The organism is Sphingomonas bacterium (genome assembly GCF_028289855.1).
GTDB lineage: Bacteria > Pseudomonadota > Alphaproteobacteria > Sphingomonadales > Sphingomonadaceae > Sphingomonas.
The window spans coordinates 1-18,527 of the sequence record NZ_JAQGKZ010000096.1 but is presented as its reverse complement, the minus strand read 5'-3'; the positions used below and the strand labels follow the sequence as shown (position 1 = coordinate 18,527).

Sequence of the window (18,527 nt, the reverse complement as noted above, 5' to 3'; positions counted from 1 at the left end):
TGCCGCAATGGGCCATGAGACGGTGGTGATTGCCCCCGACGGCTTTCGCTCGCTGCCGTGCCCGACCTATCCCGAGATTCGCCTCGCCATCGCCGGGCGCACGGCGGTGGGCAAGCGCATCGCCGAGTTCCGCGCGGAGGCGGTGCATATCGCCACCGAAGGTCCGCTCGGGCTGGCGGCGCGGCGCTGGTGCCTCGACCGCGGGCGGCCGTTCACCACCGCCTATCACACGCAATTCCCCGACTATGTCGCGGCGCGCACCGGGATGAACCCCGAATGGGTGTGGCGCTACATCACCTGGTTCCACGGCCCCGCGCAGGCGATCCTGGCGGCGACGCCGTCAATCGCCGGGACGCTGCGCGCGCACGGCCTCACCCGGTTGCGCGACTGGGGCCGCGGGGTGGACCTGGCGACCTTCGCTCACGCCGCCCCCGACCCGGCGATCCGCGCGCTGCCGGGACCGGTGATGCTCTATGTCGGTCGCGTCGCGATCGAGAAGAATATCGAGGCGTTCCTCACCGCCAAACACCCCGGCAGCAAAGTCGTGGTGGGCGACGGCCCCGCGCTGACCAGCCTCAAGGCGAAGTTCACCGACGCGCATTTCCTCGGCCCCAAATTCGGCAGCGACCTGGCCGCGGCTTATGCCGCCGCCGACGTGTTCGTGTTCCCCAGCCGGACCGACACGTTCGGGCTGGTGATGATCGAGGCACTGGCGTCGGGCACCCCGGTCGCGGCCTACCCGGTGACCGGCCCGGTCGACGTGCTGACGCCGGAGGTCGGCGCGATGGCCGAAAACCTCGACGCGGCGATCGCGCAAGCACTGACTTGTGACCGCGCGGCGTGAGTCGCTTACGGTCAGACCTTCACCTGGGCCGCCAGCGCGCGCCAGTTTCTCCAGGCGCTGGTGCCGATCACCGACGAGGCTATCGCGGCGTAACGCTTGCCCCGCGCCGCCATTGGCATTAAGTCCCCTCCACGACACGGCCGCTCCGAAAGGGGCGGCCCTATTTATTTCCGACGGAGAAAATTCGTGGCCCAGCCGCTCATGCCGCACGCGACCGCTTCCTGGCTGGTCGACAACACCTCGCTTTCGTTCGACCAGATCGCCGAGTTTTGCGGCCTGCACATCCTCGAGATCAACGCGATCGCCGACGACACCGCGGCGACAAAGCTGACCGGGCGCGACCCGGTGCGCGCGCACGAACTGACGCAGGAAGAGATCGACAAGGGCCAGGCCGATCCCAACCACGTGCTCCAGATGCTGAAAGGGCCCGACCAGGTCCGCCGCACCAAGGGCCCGCGCTACACGCCGGTCAGCAAGCGCCAGGACAAGCCCGATGGCATCAACTGGATCATCCGCAATCACCCGGAGATCACCGACGGCCAGATCAGCCTGCTGATCGGCACCACGCGCACGACGATCGCGGCGATTCGCGACCGCAGCCATTGGAACATGGCCAACATCACGCCGAAGGACCCGGTGACCTTGGGCCTGACGACGCAGCGCGAACTCGACGCGGCGGTGGCGAAGGCGGCGAAGGCGGCGGGGCTCGACGCCCCGGTCGATACGCGGCTGGAAGGCGACCGCGAGGCGCTGATCGCCGAGCTGCGCGGCCAGCGCGACCAGGCGGCGCGCGATGCCGAGGCGTTGGCGTCGGGCGAGGGCGACGTGGCCCCGACGCAGCATACGGCGGAGACGCTGTTCAAGAGCTGAGGCGAAGGCGCGGCTACGCCCGCGCCGGTGCGCGGAGCGCATCGCCCAGCTCGGACGGCGGACGAGCCAACAGGCTCGATCCGGCCGACGGCTTTGCCGTCGGCGGTCCGGCGAAGACGTCCAAACTTAGCGGGGTTTTGGCACCCAGCGCGCGCCACACAAAAGTCACAAGAGTCGCACCCCTACGCGTCGCGCGCGCGTGAGCGCGCACGGCAATTCGGGGTACGACGCTAGTCGCCGACTCACGATGAGAAAGAGCGACGGCGAGGCTGTCAGGCGAAACCCAACATTGCCAGCATAATCGCTTAGTCGCGCTGGCGCAGCGCCTTGTAGACCTCGGACGGGCCGGCCGACAGGCACGCTGCGATGATGAAGCCGATGCCGAACGGCGTCAGCAGGATCGCCATGCCGACGTTCTTCAGTATAGAATTCTTGACCGGCGCGGGTTCCATGGGCGCGTCCTATCAGCTTTGATTGCCGCTGGGCAAATCCGTTGCTACCCGCAACTCGATGGCCACCGCCCGCACCCCCGATGCCGCGTTCGTCGCGGACGAGAGTTTCGTGCCCACCAGTCACAAGGGGCTGACCTATCCGTTTGGCGGGGCGGAACCCGCCGACGGCGACGTGATGACGGTCGCGGCCGGCGTGCGCTGGGTGCGGCTCAAGGTTCCGGGACCGCTCAAGCACGTCAATTGCTGGCTGGTCGATGATGAGGACGGGGTCGCCGTCGTCGATGCGGGGATGAACCGCACCGAGACTCGCGACGCGTGGAAAAGCGTGTTCAAGGGGCCGATGAGCGGCACCCGCGTCACGCGGATGATCGGCACGCATTTCCATCCCGACCATATCGGACTCGCGGGCTGGATGTGCGACCACCACGCCGCACCGTTATGGATGACGCGCGGCGAATGGCTGACCGCGCAGATGCTGGTCGCCGACGCGCGGCCCGAAACGCCGCGCGCGGTTACCGATTACCGCCACGCCGCGGGCTGGTCTGCCGAGCAGATCGAGATCGCGGCGCAGCACGGCTGGGCGAATTTCGGGCGGATCGTGCGGCCGATGCCGATGAGTTACCGCCGGATGGTCGATGGCGAAACGATCCGGATCGGCGGGCGCGGCTGGCGCGTGATCGTCGGGTCGGGGCATAGTCCGGAACATGCCTGCCTGCTCGACGATGCCGCGGGCGTATTCATCGCGGGCGACCAGGTGCTGCCGCGGATCAGCCCCAATGTGTCGGTCGGGATCACCGAGCCGGAGGCCGACGCGCTGGGCGAATGGTTCGCCTCGATCGCCAAGCTAAAGCGCGAAGTGCCGGCGGACGTGCTGGTGCTGCCGGGGCATGGCGACCCGTTCACCGGGCTGCACACGCGGCTTGACGCGATGGACCGCGAGCATCGCGAACGGCTCGACGAGCTTCACGTGTTCTGCGCCGCCCAACCGCGCCGCGTGGTCGATTGCTTCGGCCGCCTGTTCCGCCGCGCGATCGGGCAGGAGATGCTCGGCATGGCGACCGGCGAGGCGATGGCGCATCTGCGCCGGCTGGAGGTCGAGGGAAGGGCGGTGCGCGAGACGGGTGCGGATGGGGTGTGGCGGTGGCGGGCTAAGTCTTAGCGCGACGCTCACCTCTAGGTCTCCCCTCCCTTGCAGGGAGGGGAGTTTCTTGGATCGCTGATCGGTTCTACCATCCCTTCAATCCGACTCAGGAGAGACACCGATGTGCGACGAACATACCGCCGACGATAACGACCGCTTCCTCGCCAGCGTACACCCATCGCGGCGGCAGTTCGGGGCGCTGGCGGGCGTTGCCGGGCTGATGGCAATGATCCCCGTACCGGCCAACGCCGCTGCGATCAAAAACCGCGACGTTTCGATCAAGACTCCGGACGGCAGTTGCGACGCCTATTTCGTCGCGCCGGCCAAGGGCAAGCATCCCGGCGTGCTGATCTGGCCCGACATCATGGGGCTGCGCCCCGCCTTCCGCCAGATGGCCGACCGGCTGGCGCAATCGGGCTATGCCGTGCTGGTGGTCAACCAATTCTACCGCTCGACGAAGGCGCCGTTCCTCGCCACCGGCGAATCGTTCGATCAGCCCGAGGTGCGTGCGCGGATCATGCCGTGGTACCAGCTGCTGACCGCCGACACCGAATTCACCGACGCGCTGGCCTTCACCACGTTCATCGACCAGCAGCCCGAAACCGACAAGAAGCGCGGCATGGCGACGACCGGCTATTGCATGGGCGGGCCGATGGTGTTCCGCACCGCGACCGTCCGCCGCGGGCGGATCAAGGCCGGGGCGACCTTCCACGGCGGCGGGCTGGTGAGCGACAAGCCCGACAGCCCGCATCTGCTGATCCCCAAGATGAAGGCGTCGTATTTGATCGCGATCGCCGCCAATGACGACGCCCGCGCGCCGACCGACAAGGATGCGCTGAAGACCGCATTCGCCGCCGCCAAGCTGCCCGCCGAAATCGAGGTCTATGCCGACACGATGCACGGCTGGTGCCCGCCCGACAGCAAGGTCTACAATGCCGCGCAGGCCGAAAAGGCGTGGGGCCGGATGCTAGCGCTGTTCGAAAAGGCGCTCTGACTCAACGCTTTACCATCGCGGCATTGATCGCGCTTGCGGTGTTGGAGTAAACCTGTTCCCTGTTTGTTCGGGAGAGAGAATCATGAGCGACCTGATATTCTACACCAACCCGATGTCGCGCGGCCGGATCGCGCGCTGGGCGCTGGAGGAGGTCGGCGCGAATTACGAGGTCCGCGTGATGAACTATGCCGACACGATGAAGGCCGACGAATATCTGGCGGTCAACCCGATGGGCAAGGTTCCGGCGATCGAGCACAAGGGCAAGGTCATCACCGAATGCGCCGCGATCTGTGCGTATCTGGGCGACGCGTTCCCAGACGCTGGCCTGACGCCCGCGCCCGCCGACCGTGCCGATTATTACCGCTGGCTGTTCTTCGCGGCGGGGCCGGTCGAGGCGGCGGTGACCAATAATGCCGCCGGGTTCGTGCCCAAGCCCGAGCAAGGCCGGATGTTCGGCTATGGCAGCTACGATCAGGCGATCGACGTGCTCGAAGCGGCGGTGGCGACGGCCGACTATATCGCCGGCGCCGCGTTCACGATGGCCGACGTCTATGTTGGCAGTCAGGTGATCTGGGGCACGCAGTTCGGGACGATCCCGCAGCGCGACGCCTTCGCGGCGTACGTCGAGCGGCTGACCGCGCGCGACGCGTACAAGCGCGGCAACGAGCTCGACGACCAGTTGCAGGCAACCAACCAGATGGCGTGATGCCAAGCGGGCGGCAGGCGCGGTGAAACAGGCCGTCATGCCGGACTTGGTCCGGCATCCCGCTTCTACTTCGTCGGCAACGGAGCGGGACCCCGGCTCAAGGCCGGGGTGACGAAGAGTTTAGCGGGTCGATAACTCAAGCATCACCGCGTCGCGCTCCGCAGCGGTCATGCTGGTCCAGCGCGCGATTTCGTCGATCGAGCGGCGGCAGCCTTCGCAGTGCCGGTTCTTGCCGATGGTGCAGACCTTGACGCACGGGCTGGCGATCGCCTGCACGGGCACGAAGCTGATGAAATCGGGCAACGACACGCGCGAAATCAGTCGGCGGTAAGCTTCGCGCTGAGGAAGCCGGGCAGCGGGCCGTTCCAGCCCCCCCCATCGTCATTGGCATCGGGGCTGTCATGCGGTTCGGCCTGGCGTGTGCGCGGCGCGGACTCAGGCCGAGGCGGACGCGGTTCGCGCGCGGGACGCTCGGCGCGGCGCTCTCGCTCTTCGCGCGCAGGGCGTTCCGCACGGGGCTCACGCGGTTCGCGCGGGGGTTTCGCTTCAGCCGGCGCTTCCGCGCGCGGCTCCGCCTTCTTCGCCGCCGGCTTGCGCCCGCGCGGGCTGCGCGCCGCCGGTTCCTCGTCGGCCGCGCCTTCGTAGCGGTCGATCTTGAGGCCGGTCAACTTTTCGATATTGGCGATATTCTCGGCGTCTTCCGACGTGGCGAGCGTAAACGCGACCCCGGTGGCACCGGCGCGGCCGGTACGGCCGATGCGGTGGACGTAATCGTCGGGGTGCCACGGCGCGTCGAAGTTGAAGACGTGGCTGACGCCCTTGATGTCGAGCCCGCGCGCCGCGACGTCGCTGGCGACCAGGATGTTGACGTCGCCCGCCTTGAACCGGTCGAGTTCGGCGATGCGCTGCGATTGCTCCATGTCGCCGTGGATCTCGCTCGAGCGGAAGCCCTGGCGCTGCAGCGCCTTGTTGAGCTCGCGCACCGTGGTCTTGCGGTTCGAGAAGATCATCGCGGTCCGGACGTCTTCGTGCCGCAACAGCTCGACCAGTTTGTCGCGCTTCTTCGACGACGAGACGGGCACCAGCCATTGCTTGATATTGACGTTGGCGGTGGCGGGGCGCGCGACCTCGATCGTCTTGGGGTTCGACAGGAACTTGTCGGCCAGCTTCTTGATCGGCGGCGGCATGGTGGCCGAGAACAGGAGTGTTTGGCGCTGCTTGGGCAGCTTGGTGCAGATTTCCTCGATATCGGGGATGAATCCCATGTCGAGCATGCGGTCGGCCTCGTCGATGACGAGCAGGTTGCAACCGGTAAGCAGGATCTTGCCGCGCCCGAACAGGTCCATCAGGCGCCCCGGGGTCGCGATCAGCACGTCGACGCCTTTTTCGAGCGCCTTCATCTGGTCGCCCATCGACACGCCGCCGATCAGCAGCGCCATCGAGAGCTTGTGATACTTGCCGTATTTGTCGAAATTCTCGGCCACTTGCGCGGCGAGTTCGCGCGTCGGCTCGAGGATCAGGCTGCGCGGCATCCGCGCGCGGCTGCGGCCTTCGCCCAATATGTCGATCATCGGCAGCACGAACGCCGCGGTCTTGCCGGTCCCGGTTTGCGCAATACCGATGATGTCACGCATCATCAGGACAGAGGGGACGGTCGCCGCCTGGATCGGGGTCGGCTCGGTATAGCCCGACTCCTCCACGGCGCGGAGCAATTCATCCGATAGGCCGAGGTCGGCAAAGGGCATGTGAATTCCGGATAAAAGAGAGGCGCGGCCAAGCGCTGCGCGTCTGCCGTGCGCGCTTGCCGATTAGGCGTGCAAAGTCAAGGTTAGCGCTGTTTTCCCGGCTTGGCGACCAGCCGCTTGAACTTGCCGATCGAACACGATTCGCCGGTGCGCGTGCGGATCGTGTCGCGATGCGCACAGACCTGGCCATCGGCCGCGGTCTTCAGATAGAACCCGCCATAATAGCCCAGCGCCGCGCAATCGTCGTCGAGCTGCGCGCGCAGCCGGGTACCGCCCTTGAGCACCAGGTCGACGCTGTCGCTATCGTTGACGATCGCCCCGGCAAGCAGGTTGGCGGCGATGCATTTGGGACCGCTCTTCTCGACCCAGCGGACCGGCACCGGCATCGCGCGCATCGCGGCGACGGGAGCGGCCGAGGATTCGACCCGGATGACGACTCGCCCGGTGATCGACACTTGCCCCATACCGTCGCCATTCGTCGGCGCGGACGCGCTCGCCGCGCTGGCGGAGGCGATCAGGATCGCGAGGGTGGCGAGCGAATGCGACATGAAGCGCGCCTTGGTAAGGCCGGATGTTGAACGGCGAATGAATTGGCGGGTCGATGGCGCTATGCTAGCCCGCGCCGCATGACGCCAGCGCAGCAGAATCTGATCGAGGCCGTGCGCGCGCGGCTGGGCGACAAGGCGGTGACGACCGACGCGCATGATATCGCGCCGTGGCTGACCGACTGGCGCGGGCGGTTTCATGGGCAAGCGCCCGCGATCATCGCGCCCGACAGCACCAACGGCGTGCAATTCGCGGTTGGGCGCGCGCACGAACTCAGCGTGGCACTGGTGCCGCAGGGGGGCAATACCTCGATGGTCGGGGGGGCCACGCCGCCGGCGGACGGATCGGCGCTGATCCTGTCGCTCAGGCGAATGAACCGGGTTCGCTCGATCGATCCGGCGGCCGGACTGGCGATCGCGGAGGCCGGGGTGATCCTCGCCAATATGCATGCGGCGGCGGAGGCGCGGGGCATGCGTTTTCCTTTGACGCTGGGCGCGTGGGGGAGCGCCACGATCGGCGGGCTGGCGTCGACCAACGCCGGCGGCACGCAAGTCCTGCGGTTCGGGACGATGCGCTCGCTGGTCGCCGGGATCGAAGCGGTGCTGCCCGACGGCTCGCGCCACGACGGGTTGGTGGCGTTGAAGAAGGACAATCGCGGTTACGACCTCGACCATTTGCTGGTCGGGGCCGAGGGGACGCTCGGCGTGATCACGGCCGCGACATTGCGGCTTGTGCCTGCGGTGATCGATCGCGCGACGGGGTGGCTGGGGGTCGAGTCGCCGGGACAGGCGCTCAAAATTCTGCGCGCGATGGAAAGCCGGTCGGGCACGGCGATCGAGAGTTTCGAACTCGTCCCTAAACTGGCACTCGATCTCGTGCTCAAGCATATACCGGACACGCGGCCACCGCTCGATGGGGAGCATGCGTGGCTGGTGCTGGTCGATTACGTCGCGCCCGCGCCGAACACCGCAAAACCCGCACTCGAGGAATTGATGCAGGCCGCGCTTGCCGACGGACTGGCGCAGGACGCGGTGGTCGCTGCGAACGAGGCACAGGCCGCGGCATTCTGGCGTCTGCGCGATTCGATCTCGGAAGCGGAGCGCGCCGAGGGGCCGACGATGGCGCACGACATTTCGGTGCCGGTCGACGCCATGCCCGATTTCATGGAGTCGGCGAGCGAACGGGTCGAGAAGGCGTTCCCCGGCGTCCATTGCAGCGCGTTCGGGCATCTCGGCGACGGCAACGTCCATTTCCACGTCAACGCGCCGGCCGGCGCCGACGCCGACCGCTGGCGCGCCGAGGTGGGCGAGGCAGCGAGCCACATGGTCTATGACCTGGTCGTCGCCGCCGGCGGGTCGATTTCGGCCGAGCATGGGATCGGCCAGATGAAGCTGGGCGAACTCGAACGCTTGTCGCCGCCCGCGCGCCAAGCGGCGTTGCGTGCGATCAAGCGTGCTTTCGATCCGCATGAGCTGATGAACCCCGGCAAGCTGGTCACACTTGCGCCCGCGCGCGACACACCATAAGGCGCACGCCTTTGGCGGGTGCCCGCGCGCCCGCGTTCACAAGATTCGATGGAGTATTCCCCATGGCCAGCGCGCCGCAATCGCTTCCCCTGTTCTACAACACGCTCGAACCGCTCTCGAGCGAGGCGCATGCCAAGTTCAAGGTCCGCCCCGCCGAGGGCGCCGACTTCCTGATGAAGCAGCATGCGATCCCGCTGACGGTCGACGAATTCCCGCTGGTCCAGCGCCAGATGCCGATCATCTTCTCGCAGGGTGACGATTCGGTGCCGCTCGCGTTGATGGGGCTGAACGAGGGCATCAACGTGTTCCTCGACGAGAAGGGCCAGTTGCGCGATCCCTATACCTACGTCCCGGCCTATATCCGCCGCTATCCGTACCTGCTCGCCAAGCTGAGCCCGGAAGCCGAGGAACTGACCTTGTGCTTCGATCCGACCTCGCCGACGATCGGCGACTTCGAGGACGGCGACGCGCTGTTCGAGAATGGTGAGGCGACCCCGATCGTCAAGAACATCCTGGAATTCAACCAGCAGTTCGAAGAGGCGGGCGCGCGCACCGGGGCGTTCATGGCGGAGATCAAGGAACTCGACCTGCTGATGGACGGCGAAGTGTCGATCCAGCCCGAAGGCGCCGAGAAACCGTTCATCTATTCCGGCTTCCAGATGATCAACGAGGAAAAGCTGACCGCGCTGCGCGGCGACCAGCTGCGCAAGATCGTCCAGTCGGGGCTGTTGCCGCTGATCTACGCGCACCTGTTCTCGCTGTCGGTGATGCGCGAAATCTTTGCGCGGCAGGTGCAATTGGGGCTGATGCCGGCGCCGGTGCTGGAGCCGCAGGCTTAAGGGCAAACGCCACGGCGTCAGACGAGACTGCTCCGCAGCCTCGCTGCCCGCCGTGGCGAGTCCGCGATTTGTTTGCGCAAATCGGCGGCCGCCCGCACTTGAAACCAAACCACCCGCTGCTTAGTTAATGCAGTACACGGCTTCGTGTCCCCCCTTTCGCGGGGCCGTGCGGGCGCGTCTTCGGATGCGCCTCCTCCCTGAACCTAGGCCGCCTCGGGTAATTCCGAGGCGGTTTTTTATTCCGCCGCAAGCGCGAGTTCTCCGCCGAGCAATTCATCGGCAGCGGCATCGAATAGGCGGCGGAGCAGCGCCGCGGTCGCGGCCAGCCCTTTGCCCGGCGCGTTGAACCCCGCATCGAGGTAGAGTCGACGGTCGATTTCGATCTGAATCGCGTGCACGCCGTCATGCGGACGCCCGTGCCGGCTGAGAATATGCCCGCCCGGATAAGGCGTGTTGAGCGCCGCGGTCAGCCCGGCGGCGGCAATTTCGCCTTCCAGCCGGTGCACCAGCCGCGCGCCCGCGCTGCGCCCGAACTGGTCGCCCAGCACAATCCGCGCCGATAACGGGCCGGGCAGCGGCGGCATCGAATGCAAGTCGATCAACAACGCCGCCCCGAATCGGTCGTGCGCCGCCGTCAGCGCTTCGCCTAGCGCGGCGTGGTACGGACGGTGATCCTCGGCGATCCGCTGCCGCACTTCGTCGTCGCCGAGGCGGCGGCGCCACAACGTCACCCCGGGCGCCGCGCGGCGTGGGATCAAGCCCAGGCCGCTCCTCAACTTGGTTGCTGCGGCCCCCGCCGGGATCGGCTTTGCGCCGTCGTCGATTAACGGGTCGCGCTCATCCTCGGCGCGGTTGAGGTCGATCCAGGCGCGCGCGCGACGCTGCAGGATCATCGTCTCGTCACTGCGCGCGGCGAGCGCCAGCGTATCGGCGTGGCGATCCTCCAGCGCGAGCATCGACGCGACCGGGACCGCGGCGGCGGCGCGCAATTGCAGCGGATAATCGCGCCCGGCATGCGGCACCGACACGACCACCGGGCTGCTCGGCGGAATCGTCCCGATGCGGTCGAACGAGGGGGCGGCCATGACGTGACCGTACGCCGCCGGGATGAAACGGGCAATTGTGCCGATACGGGTCTCGCTAGCGCTGGAAAATGTTAAGTCCTTGGCGCATAAAATGGCGCTTCGAACACTCGCGGCGGGGCGCAATGATCAGGATTCTCTTGGCCGAAGACGACACCGTGATGCGCGAGTACCTCACGCGCGCGCTGGAACGGTCGGGTTATGCCGTCACCGCGGTCGATCGCGGGACTGCCGCGCTGCCGCTGATCGAGGCCGAGCATTTCGACCTGCTCTTGACCGATATCGTCATGCCCGAAATGGATGGGATCGAGCTCGCGCAGAAGGTCGCCGAGATGGCGCCCGCGATGCGCGTGATGTTCATCACCGGTTTCGCCGCGGTGACGTTGCGCGCGGGCAAGCAGATGCCGCAGGCGCGCGTGCTGTCCAAGCCGTTCCATCTCCGCGACCTGGTGATGGAGGTCGACCGCATGTTCGAATCGGAAAGCGCGAGCGGGGGGTTGTAGGCGACGGCGGCCTTCGCTAGAGCCCGCGCCTCGTGGGCGTATAGCTCAGTGGTAGAGCACTGTGTTGACATCGCAGGGGTCGCAAGTTCAATCCTTGCTACGCCCACCATTAAAAGCCCGCCAGGTCAGCGACCTGACGGGCTTTTTCGTTCGGGCGAACGCACGCGGTCAGAACATCGTTTTGCGCTGGAGCCGGTTTTTCATTTCTCCCATCGTCACCGCTGCGACCGATGCCGCGCGATCTGTGGCGCCCGTGATTGCGGCGAGCTGATTCAGAAGCTGGCATGCGATGTCGAGATTCTGCAGCGCCTGACCGTGACGCTGGAGAATGAGCGGATCGTCGGTGAATTCGTCCCCTACGTCGTCCAGCAGCCGCGCGATATACGCAAACTCCTCGGCGATCCGAGCATCCAGCTCCGCGGCACTGACCGTGGCGGTGTCCGGAGGCGTTTCATCTACGGCGGCGAACGTGCCGCCTCGTATCGCCGCCTGGATGGCGTCTACGCGCGTTTGACCGTGGCCGAAGCCCACATTGGGCAGGCGAGCACCCGCAACCCATTCGTCTACCGACGCCACACCCTCGAACTTGACGCCGCACCGTCCGGCGCTGCGCCATATCACCGTCGTTCCGATTTCGATTTCGGACCGTCGAAGAATGGCGGTTGCCCCGACATGCGGCAGCGCCGCACCGTCGAGCATCGCACCCGTTTCCGAGAGGTTTCTGATGCGAACCGGCGCCCTGATCCCGCTGGATTCGATCACGGCGGACAGAAATAGATTCTTGCGCGGGGCACCAGCACGTTTTTCCGACGCCGCTGACGGGTCGGCATGTTCCGTGTCATGCGAGGATTCGGTCACTTTGGGTCCAATGATGCATTCGCCTGCGTGAGGCGAAGCGTAATCCAGATGTATAACACATATAGGTTCTTGTTTCAGTTCATGTTGCTGGCGAGGGTCGTTCGAACGCAAGCGGCGGAGTGCGGGCGGATCGCGCGTCGCGCTATGTCGTTGGGATGACCAACCCCATATCCACGCGCGATTGGCCTGCCATCGCCGATGACCTCGACACGCAAGGCTGGGCGCTGCTGCCCGGATTGCTCGAGCCGGGGCAATGCGACGCCATGGCCGCCCTATACGGTCCGGGCGATGCCTTCCGCAGCCATGTCGTGATGGCGCGGCACGGGTTCGGGCGCGGCGAGTATCGCTATTTCGCCTATCCGTTGCCGCCGCTCGTGCAGGCGCTCCGCATCGGTCTCTATCCCCACTTCGCGCCGATCGCGAACCGCTGGCACGAGCGGATGGGTATGGCCGCGCGGTTTCCCGAGGAGCATACCGCGTTCCTGGCGCGCTGCCGCGAGGGCGGGCAAGCGCGCCCGACACCGCTGCTGCTGCAATACGGTCCCGGCGATCATAATTGCCTGCACCAGGATTTGTACGGCGAGCACGTCTTTCCGTTGCAGGTCGCGGTACTGCTGTCGGCGCCAGTCGCGGACTTCGACGGCGGCGAGTTCGTGTTGACCGAACAGCGCCCGCGCATGCAATCGCGCGTCGAAGTCGTGCCGCTGGGCAAAGGCGACGGCATAGTATTCGCGGTCAACAGCCGGCCCCAGAAGGGCGGGCGCGGCGATTATCGCGTCGCGATGCGCCACGGCGTCAGCCGCGTGCGGCGCGGGCAGCGCCACACCCTCGGCATCATCTTTCACGATGCGGCGTGACGATGGTTGCGATGCGGCGCGGGGTGTCCGACATAGTCCAGGAGGGTGACGCGATGAATCGATACCATGTCTTCGAAACCGCGCACGGTTTTGCGGCGATCGGCTGGAGCGGTCGCGGGGTGACTGCGTTCCGCTTGCCCGCGAGAAGCGCGAGCGAGTCCGAGCGGTCGCTGTTACGGCGCTTGCCCGACGCGGTACGGTCCGATCCGCCGGCCGAAATCGCCGGCATCATCGCGGCAACGCAACGCTATTTCGCGGGCGAGCAGGTCGATTTGACCGCGATCCCGATCGATCTGGGCGAGCAATCGCCGTTTTTCGCGCAAGTCTATGATGCGGTGCGCTCGCTTGGTTGGGGCGAAAGCACGACGTATGGCGCGGTCGCGAAGTCGCTCGGTGCCGGCCCCGAATTCGCCCGTGACGTGGGGCAGGCGATGGCGGCGAACCCGATTCCGCTGATCGTACCGTGCCACCGCGTGCTCGCGGCGGGCGGCAAGGTCGGTGGGTTTTCCGCGCCCGGCGGGTCGGTGGCGAAGGCTCGGATGCTCGCGCTGGAGGGGATCGAGACTGCCGCCGCGCCGGTCGCGCCCAGGCCTTCGCCCCAGCAATCGTTCGGTTTCTGAGCGCGCTTGCCGCGCCGCAGCAAAGCCCCTAGACGCCTCGCCGTGACGGGTTCGCCGCGAGGCGGAGCAAGAGGGAAGTCCGGTGACGAGACCGGCGCTGCCCCCGCAACTGTGACCGGATAGCGGTCGCTCCGATATGCCACTGGGCGCGAGCCTGGGAAGGTGGAGCGTCCGCATCGACCCGGGAGCCAGGAGACCTGCCCGCCACGGTCGATCCTTCGCGCGGACGGGGTGTGCCGAGCGAACGAGGGAGCACCCTCGCGTGAACGACATGAACTGGGCCGTGCGGTCGGGTGTCGTGTTGGCATCCGGCGACGGCCCTTTGATGGGGTCATGTCCAATGTTGAAGAAATCCATCCTCGTTTCGTCGGCGCTTGCCGCCATTGTTTTTGCCGTGCCCGCTTTTGCGCAAAGCACGCCGCCGCCCGATCCAAAGCCCGCCGACCAATCCGATCGGGAAGTGATCGACGAAACCGCCAACGACATCGTCGGCGTCTTCTCGGTGCCGAAATATTCGCGCGGCGACATCGTGATTACCTCGACCGGCGTGGTCGAATCGCCCGACGAGATCGGGCAGGCGGTCACGGTGATCGACCGCAAGACGATCGAGCGGCGCCAGACCGTCGCACTGTCCGACCTGCTGGCGACCACGCCGGGTATTACCGTGACGCGCAACGGCGGGCTGGGCGGCTTCACCGCGGTACGCATCCGGGGCGCCGAGGGCGAACAGACGTTGACGCTGATCGACGGCGTTCGCGTCAACGACCCCTCGTCGCCGGGCGGCGGGTTCGATTTCGCCAATCTGCTGTCGGGGTCGGTCGATCGCGTCGAGATATTACGCGGGCCAAACTCGGTGCCATGGGGCAGCCAGGCGATCGGCGGGGTGATCAACGTCGTCACTGCACAACCGACGAGCGGGCTGCAAGCGCGCGGCAATGTCGAATATGGCAGCTTCGATACGGTCGTCGCCAACGCGGGGGTTTCGGGAAGCAGCGGGATCTTCAAGGGCTCGTTCAACGCGGGTTATCTGAAGAGTGACGGGATTTCGGCTTTTTCAGGGGGCACCGAACCCGACGGATATCGCCAGTACGGCGCGACCGGGCGGATCGAAATCGCCTTCACCGACAGCATCAGCCTCGATTTGCGCGGCTATTATGCCGACAGCAGGGCCGATATCGACGGGTTTCAGTCGGTCTTCCCCTACGCGCAGATCGACACGCCAGAATACGCCAAAACGCAGGAATTGTACGGCTATGCTGGGCTGAAGGTCGATCTGGCGAACGGCCGGTTCCACAACCGCGTCGCGTTCAGTATCGCCGACATCAACCGCGACAATTTCGATCCGCGGTTCAGTCCTGCGCTCAGCTTTTTCGGACGAGGGCGCAGCGAGCGCTATACCTATCAGGGCGACTTCGCGCTGAGCGACGCGGTGCGGCTGGTCGGCGGCGCGGAGCATGAAGACACGCGCTTCACCGACGGCACGGTAGTCAAATCGCGCGGCGTGACCAGCGTGTACGGTCAGGCGATCGTCTCGCCGGTCGACCGGCTGACGCTGACTGGCGGCGTGCGTTACGACGACGATTCGGAATTCGGCGGTCATACGACCTGGGGCGCCAACGCCGTCTATACCTTGCCCACCAATACGACGATCCGCGGCAGCTATGCCGAGGGGTTCAAGGCGCCGACGCTGTTTCAGCTGTTCGGGTCGTTCGGGCTGGGCAACCCCAACCTCCGCCCCGAAACCGCGCAAAGCTACGATGTCGGGATCGAGCAGCGGCTGGTCGACGGCAAGATCAAGGCGAGCCTGACCTGGTTCCACCGCGACACCATCAACCAGATCGATTTCGATCAGAACACGTTCAGCTACAACAACATCGCAAGGACCAAAGCCGAGGGCCTCGAATTCGGGCTCGACGTGCGTCCGACCGACCGGCTGACGCTGAGCGGATCGTACAGCTTCATCGATTCGACCAATTTGTCGGCGGGGTTCGTCGGCAAGGATCTCGCTCGGCGCCCGCATCAATCGGTCAGCGCGTCGGTCGACTGGGAGACGCCGTTCAAGCTGAACGTCGGCGCGACGGTGCTGAGCGTCGGCGACAGTTTCGACGATCCCGGCAATTTCAGCCGGCTCGACGGCTATACCGTCCTCGGGTTGCGCGCGGACTTCCCGGTCGGCGAAAAGTTATCGATCTATGGGCGCGTGGATAACGTGTTCGACGAGAAATATACCGTGGTGAAGGGCTACGGCACGCCGGGCCGCGCCGCCTATGGCGGCATCCGGCTCCGGTTCGAGTGAGAGCTGGGGTCGCCCTGATCGCGCTCGTGCTGGCGGGCTGCAACGCGCAGCCCGCCGGCATCGGCGGGATCGTGTCGACCAACCCCTGCGCCGACCAGTTGCTGCTCGCGCTGGCGCCGCCCGGGCGGATCGCCGCGATCAGCCATTATTCGCAGGAAGAAGCGGCAACCTCGATCCCGCTCGACGTCGCGCGGCGGTTTCGCGGGACGGCGGGGACGGCGGAGGAAGTGATCGCGCTCAAACCCGATCTTGTGCTCGCGTCCAGTTTCACGCCCGCCGCGACGCTCCGCGCGTATCAGCGGCTCGGGCTCAAGGTACTGCTGCTCGATTCGCCGACGACGATTGCCGCCAGCCGCGGCCAGATCCGGCAAGTCGCGGCGGCATTGGGCACCCAAGCGGCGGGTGAGCGGCTGATCGCGCGGATCGACGTGGCGGTCGCGGCGGCTGCGCCAAAGGATGCCGCTCGGCCATCCGCCTTGCTGTTCATTTCCGAGAATTTCGCCAATGGCGGCCCGACCTTGCTGACCGAAATGCTCGGCCGCGCCGGATTCGGCACCAACGCCAAGGCGACGGCGTCTGGCGCCATCCCGATCGAGCGCGTGATGCGCGATCCGCCGGCGGTGATCCTCGACCCCGATCCGGACGGCCGCACCGCGACGCTCCGCCGCCGCGTGCTGGCACGCGCTGGGTTGAGGGTGGCGGAGGCCCGCTTCCCGCGCTCGCTCGTCAATTGCGGCGGACCGACGATCATTCCGGCGATGCAGCGGCTTGCCGCGATCCGTGCGAACATAGTCCGATGAATCGTGCGCTTCGCCTCGCTTTGCTCGCCGCCTTAGTTGCGGCGGCGCTGTGCCTGTCGCTCGCCGCGGGTAAACAATGGCTACCGCTCGACGCATGGCTCGGTAGCGATCCGCGCTGGGCGATCATCGTCGAGCTGCGCGTGCCCCGGGCGGTGCTCGGGGCGATGCTCGGTGCTGTGCTGGGGCTGTCGGGTGCGGTGTTGCAGGGCTATCTGCGCAACCCGCTCGCCGACCCCACCGTGATCGGCGTGTCGTCGTGCGCGGCGCTCGGCGCGGTGGCGTCGATCGTACTCGGGCTCGGCACAGCGGCGGGCGGACTCGGGCAGTTCGGCTGGGCGATGGCGGGGGCGGGCGGAGCGATGACGCTGCTCGGCCTGCTCACTGCGCGCGCGCAAAGCCCGGTGGTGTTCGTGCTTGCCGGCACCGTGCTCGCCAGCCTCGCGGGCGCGCTGACCGCGTTCCTGATCTCGATCGCGCCCAATCCGTATGCGGTGGCGGAGGCGATCGACTGGCTGATGGGGGCGCTGACCGATCGCGGCATCGCCGACATGATGCTCGCTGCGCCGTTCATGCTCGGCGGGATATTGGTGTTGCTGACTACCGGCCGCGCGCTCGACGCGCTGGCGCTGGGCGAGGATGCGGCCAAATCGCTCGGTGCGAACCTGTCGCGGCTGCGCTGGACGGTGGTGCTGGGCACCGGCCTCGCGGTCGGCGCGGGGGTGGCGGTGACCGGCGTGGTGGGGTTCGTCGGGCTGGTCGTGCCGCATCTGCTGCGCCCTGTTTTCGGGGCGAAGCCGTCGGCGTTGTTGGTGCCCAGCGCGCTGGGCGGGGCGGCGCTGACGCTCGTCGCCGACAGCCTGTGCCGTCTCGCGCCGGGCGCGGGCGAGGTGCGGCTCGGCGTGGTGATGGCGTTGATCGGCGCGCCGTTCTTCCTCGGGCTGCTATTCCGCGAAGGAGCGCGGCAATGGCGCTAACGCTCGATAATGTGACGCTCGATCTCGGCTGCCGCCGCGTGCTCGACGGCGTGTCGGCCAGTATCGCGCCGGGTCGCGTCACGGTGATCCTCGGCCCCAACGGTGCGGGCAAGACAAGCCTGTTGCGCGTGGTGGCGGGCTTGGTACGCCCGACTGGCGGATCGGTCGCGATCGATGGTGAGAGAGTCGCCGCCATGCCGCTCGATGCCCGCGCCAGGATGGTCGGTTATCTGCCGCAGCAGGGCGATGTCGCGTGGAACATGATCGTGCAGGATGTTGTCGCGCTCGGGCGCCTGCCGCACCGCACCGGGTCGGTAGCCGATGCCACGGCGATCGCGGCGGCGCTGGCGGCGACCGATACCGGCGCGCTGGCCGATCGCCGCGTCGGTGAATTGTCGGGCGGCGAGCGCGCGCGTGTCTTGCTCGCACGCGTGCTGGCAGGGGAGCCCCGGTGGTTGCTCGCTGACGAGCCGTTGGCGAGCCTCGATCCCGCGCACCAGCTCGACCTGCTCGACCGGTTGCGCGCCGTCGCGCAGGCCGGGGCGGGAGTGGTCGCTGTGCTTCACGATCTCGCACAGGCAGCGCGGGTTGCCGACGACGCGATCCTGATGAACGGTGGGCGGATTGTCGCGTCCGGGTCCGCGCCCGACATCCTGACCCCGGATCGCCTCGGCGCGCTGTTCGGCGTGCGGCTCGTCGCGGTTCCGGGCCATCCGATCTGCATACCGGTCGAGCGGCTTGACCGCTGACAGCGGAACCGGCTTGTGCCAAAAGTAATTTAATTACAGACAAAATCGCCGGGCCGCGGGTCGGTAGGAGACAATCATGCGTATCATCGATCATCATATCGTCGGCCATTCGGGCGGAGCGGGGG

At 66.8% G+C, this 18,527-nt stretch carries 19 protein-coding genes, 1 tRNA gene, 1 pseudogene and 1 riboswitch; of the genes and pseudogenes, 15 read left to right on the top strand and 6 right to left on the bottom strand.

Going from position 1 to position 18,527, the window contains the following annotated elements:
• Together JWM94_RS11155 and JWM94_RS11150 are read left to right on the top strand one after the other, a co-directional pair.
• Positions 1-937 (top strand): annotated as a pseudogene (locus tag JWM94_RS11155) (glycosyltransferase family 4 protein); the annotation flags it as partial.
• 93 nt (positions 938-1,030) lie between these two features.
• Positions 1,031-1,714, top strand: coding sequence for a cell cycle transcriptional regulator TrcR (locus tag JWM94_RS11150; RefSeq protein WP_299426571.1), 684 nt, complete (start codon positions 1,031-1,033; stop codon positions 1,712-1,714).
• Positions 1,715-2,019: 305 nt separating this feature from the next.
• Here JWM94_RS11150 and JWM94_RS11145 read toward each other — a convergent pair whose 3' ends face one another.
• The gene (locus JWM94_RS11145) at positions 2,020-2,166 is read right to left on the bottom strand and encodes a hypothetical protein (protein WP_299426568.1); all 147 of its coding nucleotides are present in this window, start codon (positions 2,164-2,166) and stop codon (positions 2,020-2,022) included.
• Positions 2,167-2,224: 58 nt separating this feature from the next.
• Here JWM94_RS11145 and JWM94_RS11140 point away from each other — a divergent pair, with 58 nt between their 5' ends.
• From JWM94_RS11140 to JWM94_RS11130, 3 genes are all read left to right on the top strand, one after another.
• Positions 2,225-3,325: an MBL fold metallo-hydrolase gene (locus JWM94_RS11140; protein ID WP_299426565.1), complete on the top strand. Its 1,101-nt coding sequence runs from the start codon at positions 2,225-2,227 to the stop codon at positions 3,323-3,325.
• 103 nt (positions 3,326-3,428) lie between these two features.
• Positions 3,429-4,301, top strand: coding sequence for a dienelactone hydrolase family protein (locus JWM94_RS11135; RefSeq protein ID WP_299426562.1), 873 nt, complete (start codon positions 3,429-3,431; stop codon positions 4,299-4,301).
• 82 nt (positions 4,302-4,383) lie between these two features.
• Positions 4,384-5,007 carry a glutathione S-transferase family protein gene (locus JWM94_RS11130; RefSeq protein WP_299426559.1) on the top strand — a complete coding sequence of 208 codons (624 nt, stop codon included), beginning with the start codon at positions 4,384-4,386 and terminating at the stop codon, positions 5,005-5,007.
• A 120-nt stretch (positions 5,008-5,127) separates the two neighbouring features.
• On the opposite strand, the gene JWM94_RS11125 is transcribed toward JWM94_RS11130, so the two are convergent.
• From JWM94_RS11125 to JWM94_RS11115, 3 genes are all read right to left on the bottom strand, one after another.
• Positions 5,128-5,316: a DUF1289 domain-containing protein gene (locus tag JWM94_RS11125; RefSeq protein ID WP_299426556.1), complete on the bottom strand. Its 189-nt coding sequence runs from the start codon at positions 5,314-5,316 to the stop codon at positions 5,128-5,130.
• Positions 5,317-5,324: 8 nt separating this feature from the next.
• The gene (locus tag JWM94_RS11120; protein ID WP_299426553.1) at positions 5,325-6,752 is read right to left on the bottom strand and encodes a DEAD/DEAH box helicase; all 1,428 of its coding nucleotides are present in this window, start codon (positions 6,750-6,752) and stop codon (positions 5,325-5,327) included.
• 83 nt (positions 6,753-6,835) lie between these two features.
• Positions 6,836-7,300, bottom strand: a complete 465-nt coding sequence (locus JWM94_RS11115) for a hypothetical protein (protein ID WP_299426550.1) — start codon at positions 7,298-7,300, stop codon at positions 6,836-6,838.
• A gap of 78 nt (positions 7,301-7,378) precedes the next feature.
• Between JWM94_RS11115 and JWM94_RS11110 the strand changes: the two genes are divergently transcribed.
• A complete protein-coding gene (locus tag JWM94_RS11110; RefSeq protein WP_299426547.1) occupies positions 7,379-8,824 on the top strand; it encodes an FAD-binding oxidoreductase in 1,446 nt (481 codons plus the stop codon).
• A 62-nt stretch (positions 8,825-8,886) separates the two neighbouring features.
• A complete protein-coding gene (locus JWM94_RS11105) occupies positions 8,887-9,663 on the top strand; it encodes a SapC family protein (protein WP_299426544.1) in 777 nt (258 codons plus the stop codon).
• 236 nt (positions 9,664-9,899) lie between these two features.
• Here the strand turns inward: JWM94_RS11105 and JWM94_RS11100 are convergent, their stop codons facing one another.
• Entirely contained in the window at positions 9,900-10,748 is an 849-nt protein-coding gene (locus JWM94_RS11100) for an N-formylglutamate amidohydrolase (protein ID WP_299426541.1), read from the bottom strand.
• A gap of 122 nt (positions 10,749-10,870) precedes the next feature.
• Between JWM94_RS11100 and cpdR the strand changes: the two genes are divergently transcribed.
• Together cpdR and JWM94_RS11090 are read left to right on the top strand one after the other, a co-directional pair.
• Positions 10,871-11,248, top strand: a complete 378-nt coding sequence (gene cpdR, locus JWM94_RS11095; protein ID WP_299426538.1) for a cell cycle two-component system response regulator CpdR — start codon at positions 10,871-10,873, stop codon at positions 11,246-11,248.
• A gap of 34 nt (positions 11,249-11,282) precedes the next feature.
• A tRNA-Val gene (locus JWM94_RS11090) sits at positions 11,283-11,357 on the top strand.
• A 59-nt stretch (positions 11,358-11,416) separates the two neighbouring features.
• Here JWM94_RS11090 and JWM94_RS11085 read toward each other — a convergent pair.
• Positions 11,417-12,106, bottom strand: a complete 690-nt coding sequence (locus tag JWM94_RS11085; protein ID WP_299426535.1) for a PilZ domain-containing protein — start codon at positions 12,104-12,106, stop codon at positions 11,417-11,419.
• Between the two features lie 155 nt (positions 12,107-12,261).
• On the opposite strand from JWM94_RS11085, the gene JWM94_RS11080 reads away from it, so the two are divergent.
• The 6 genes from JWM94_RS11080 to JWM94_RS11055 all read left to right on the top strand — a co-directional run bounded on the left by JWM94_RS11080 (position 12,262) and on the right by JWM94_RS11055 (position 18,402).
• A complete protein-coding gene (locus tag JWM94_RS11080) occupies positions 12,262-12,963 on the top strand; it encodes a 2OG-Fe(II) oxygenase (protein WP_299426532.1) in 702 nt (233 codons plus the stop codon).
• Between the two features lie 2 nt (positions 12,964-12,965).
• A complete protein-coding gene (locus JWM94_RS11075; protein WP_299426574.1) occupies positions 12,966-13,583 on the top strand; it encodes a methylated-DNA--[protein]-cysteine S-methyltransferase in 618 nt (205 codons plus the stop codon).
• A gap of 30 nt (positions 13,584-13,613) precedes the next feature.
• A riboswitch (cobalamin riboswitch) is annotated at positions 13,614-13,803 on the top strand.
• Between the two features lie 120 nt (positions 13,804-13,923).
• Entirely contained in the window at positions 13,924-15,879 is a 1,956-nt protein-coding gene (locus JWM94_RS11070) for a TonB-dependent siderophore receptor (protein ID WP_299426529.1), read from the top strand.
• A complete protein-coding gene (locus JWM94_RS11065; RefSeq protein ID WP_299426526.1) occupies positions 15,876-16,679 on the top strand; it encodes an ABC transporter substrate-binding protein in 804 nt (267 codons plus the stop codon). Before JWM94_RS11070 ends, JWM94_RS11065 begins: the two co-directional genes overlap by 4 nt.
• Complete coding sequence (locus JWM94_RS11060) at positions 16,676-17,653, top strand: iron ABC transporter permease (RefSeq protein ID WP_299426523.1); 978 nt, start codon at positions 16,676-16,678, stop codon at positions 17,651-17,653. Before JWM94_RS11065 ends, JWM94_RS11060 begins: the two co-directional genes overlap by 4 nt.
• On the top strand, positions 17,644-18,402 hold the full coding sequence (locus JWM94_RS11055) for an ABC transporter ATP-binding protein (RefSeq protein ID WP_299426520.1): 759 nt from the start codon (positions 17,644-17,646) through the stop codon (positions 18,400-18,402). Before JWM94_RS11060 ends, JWM94_RS11055 begins: the two co-directional genes overlap by 10 nt.
• Positions 18,403-18,527: the final 125 nt, after the last annotated feature.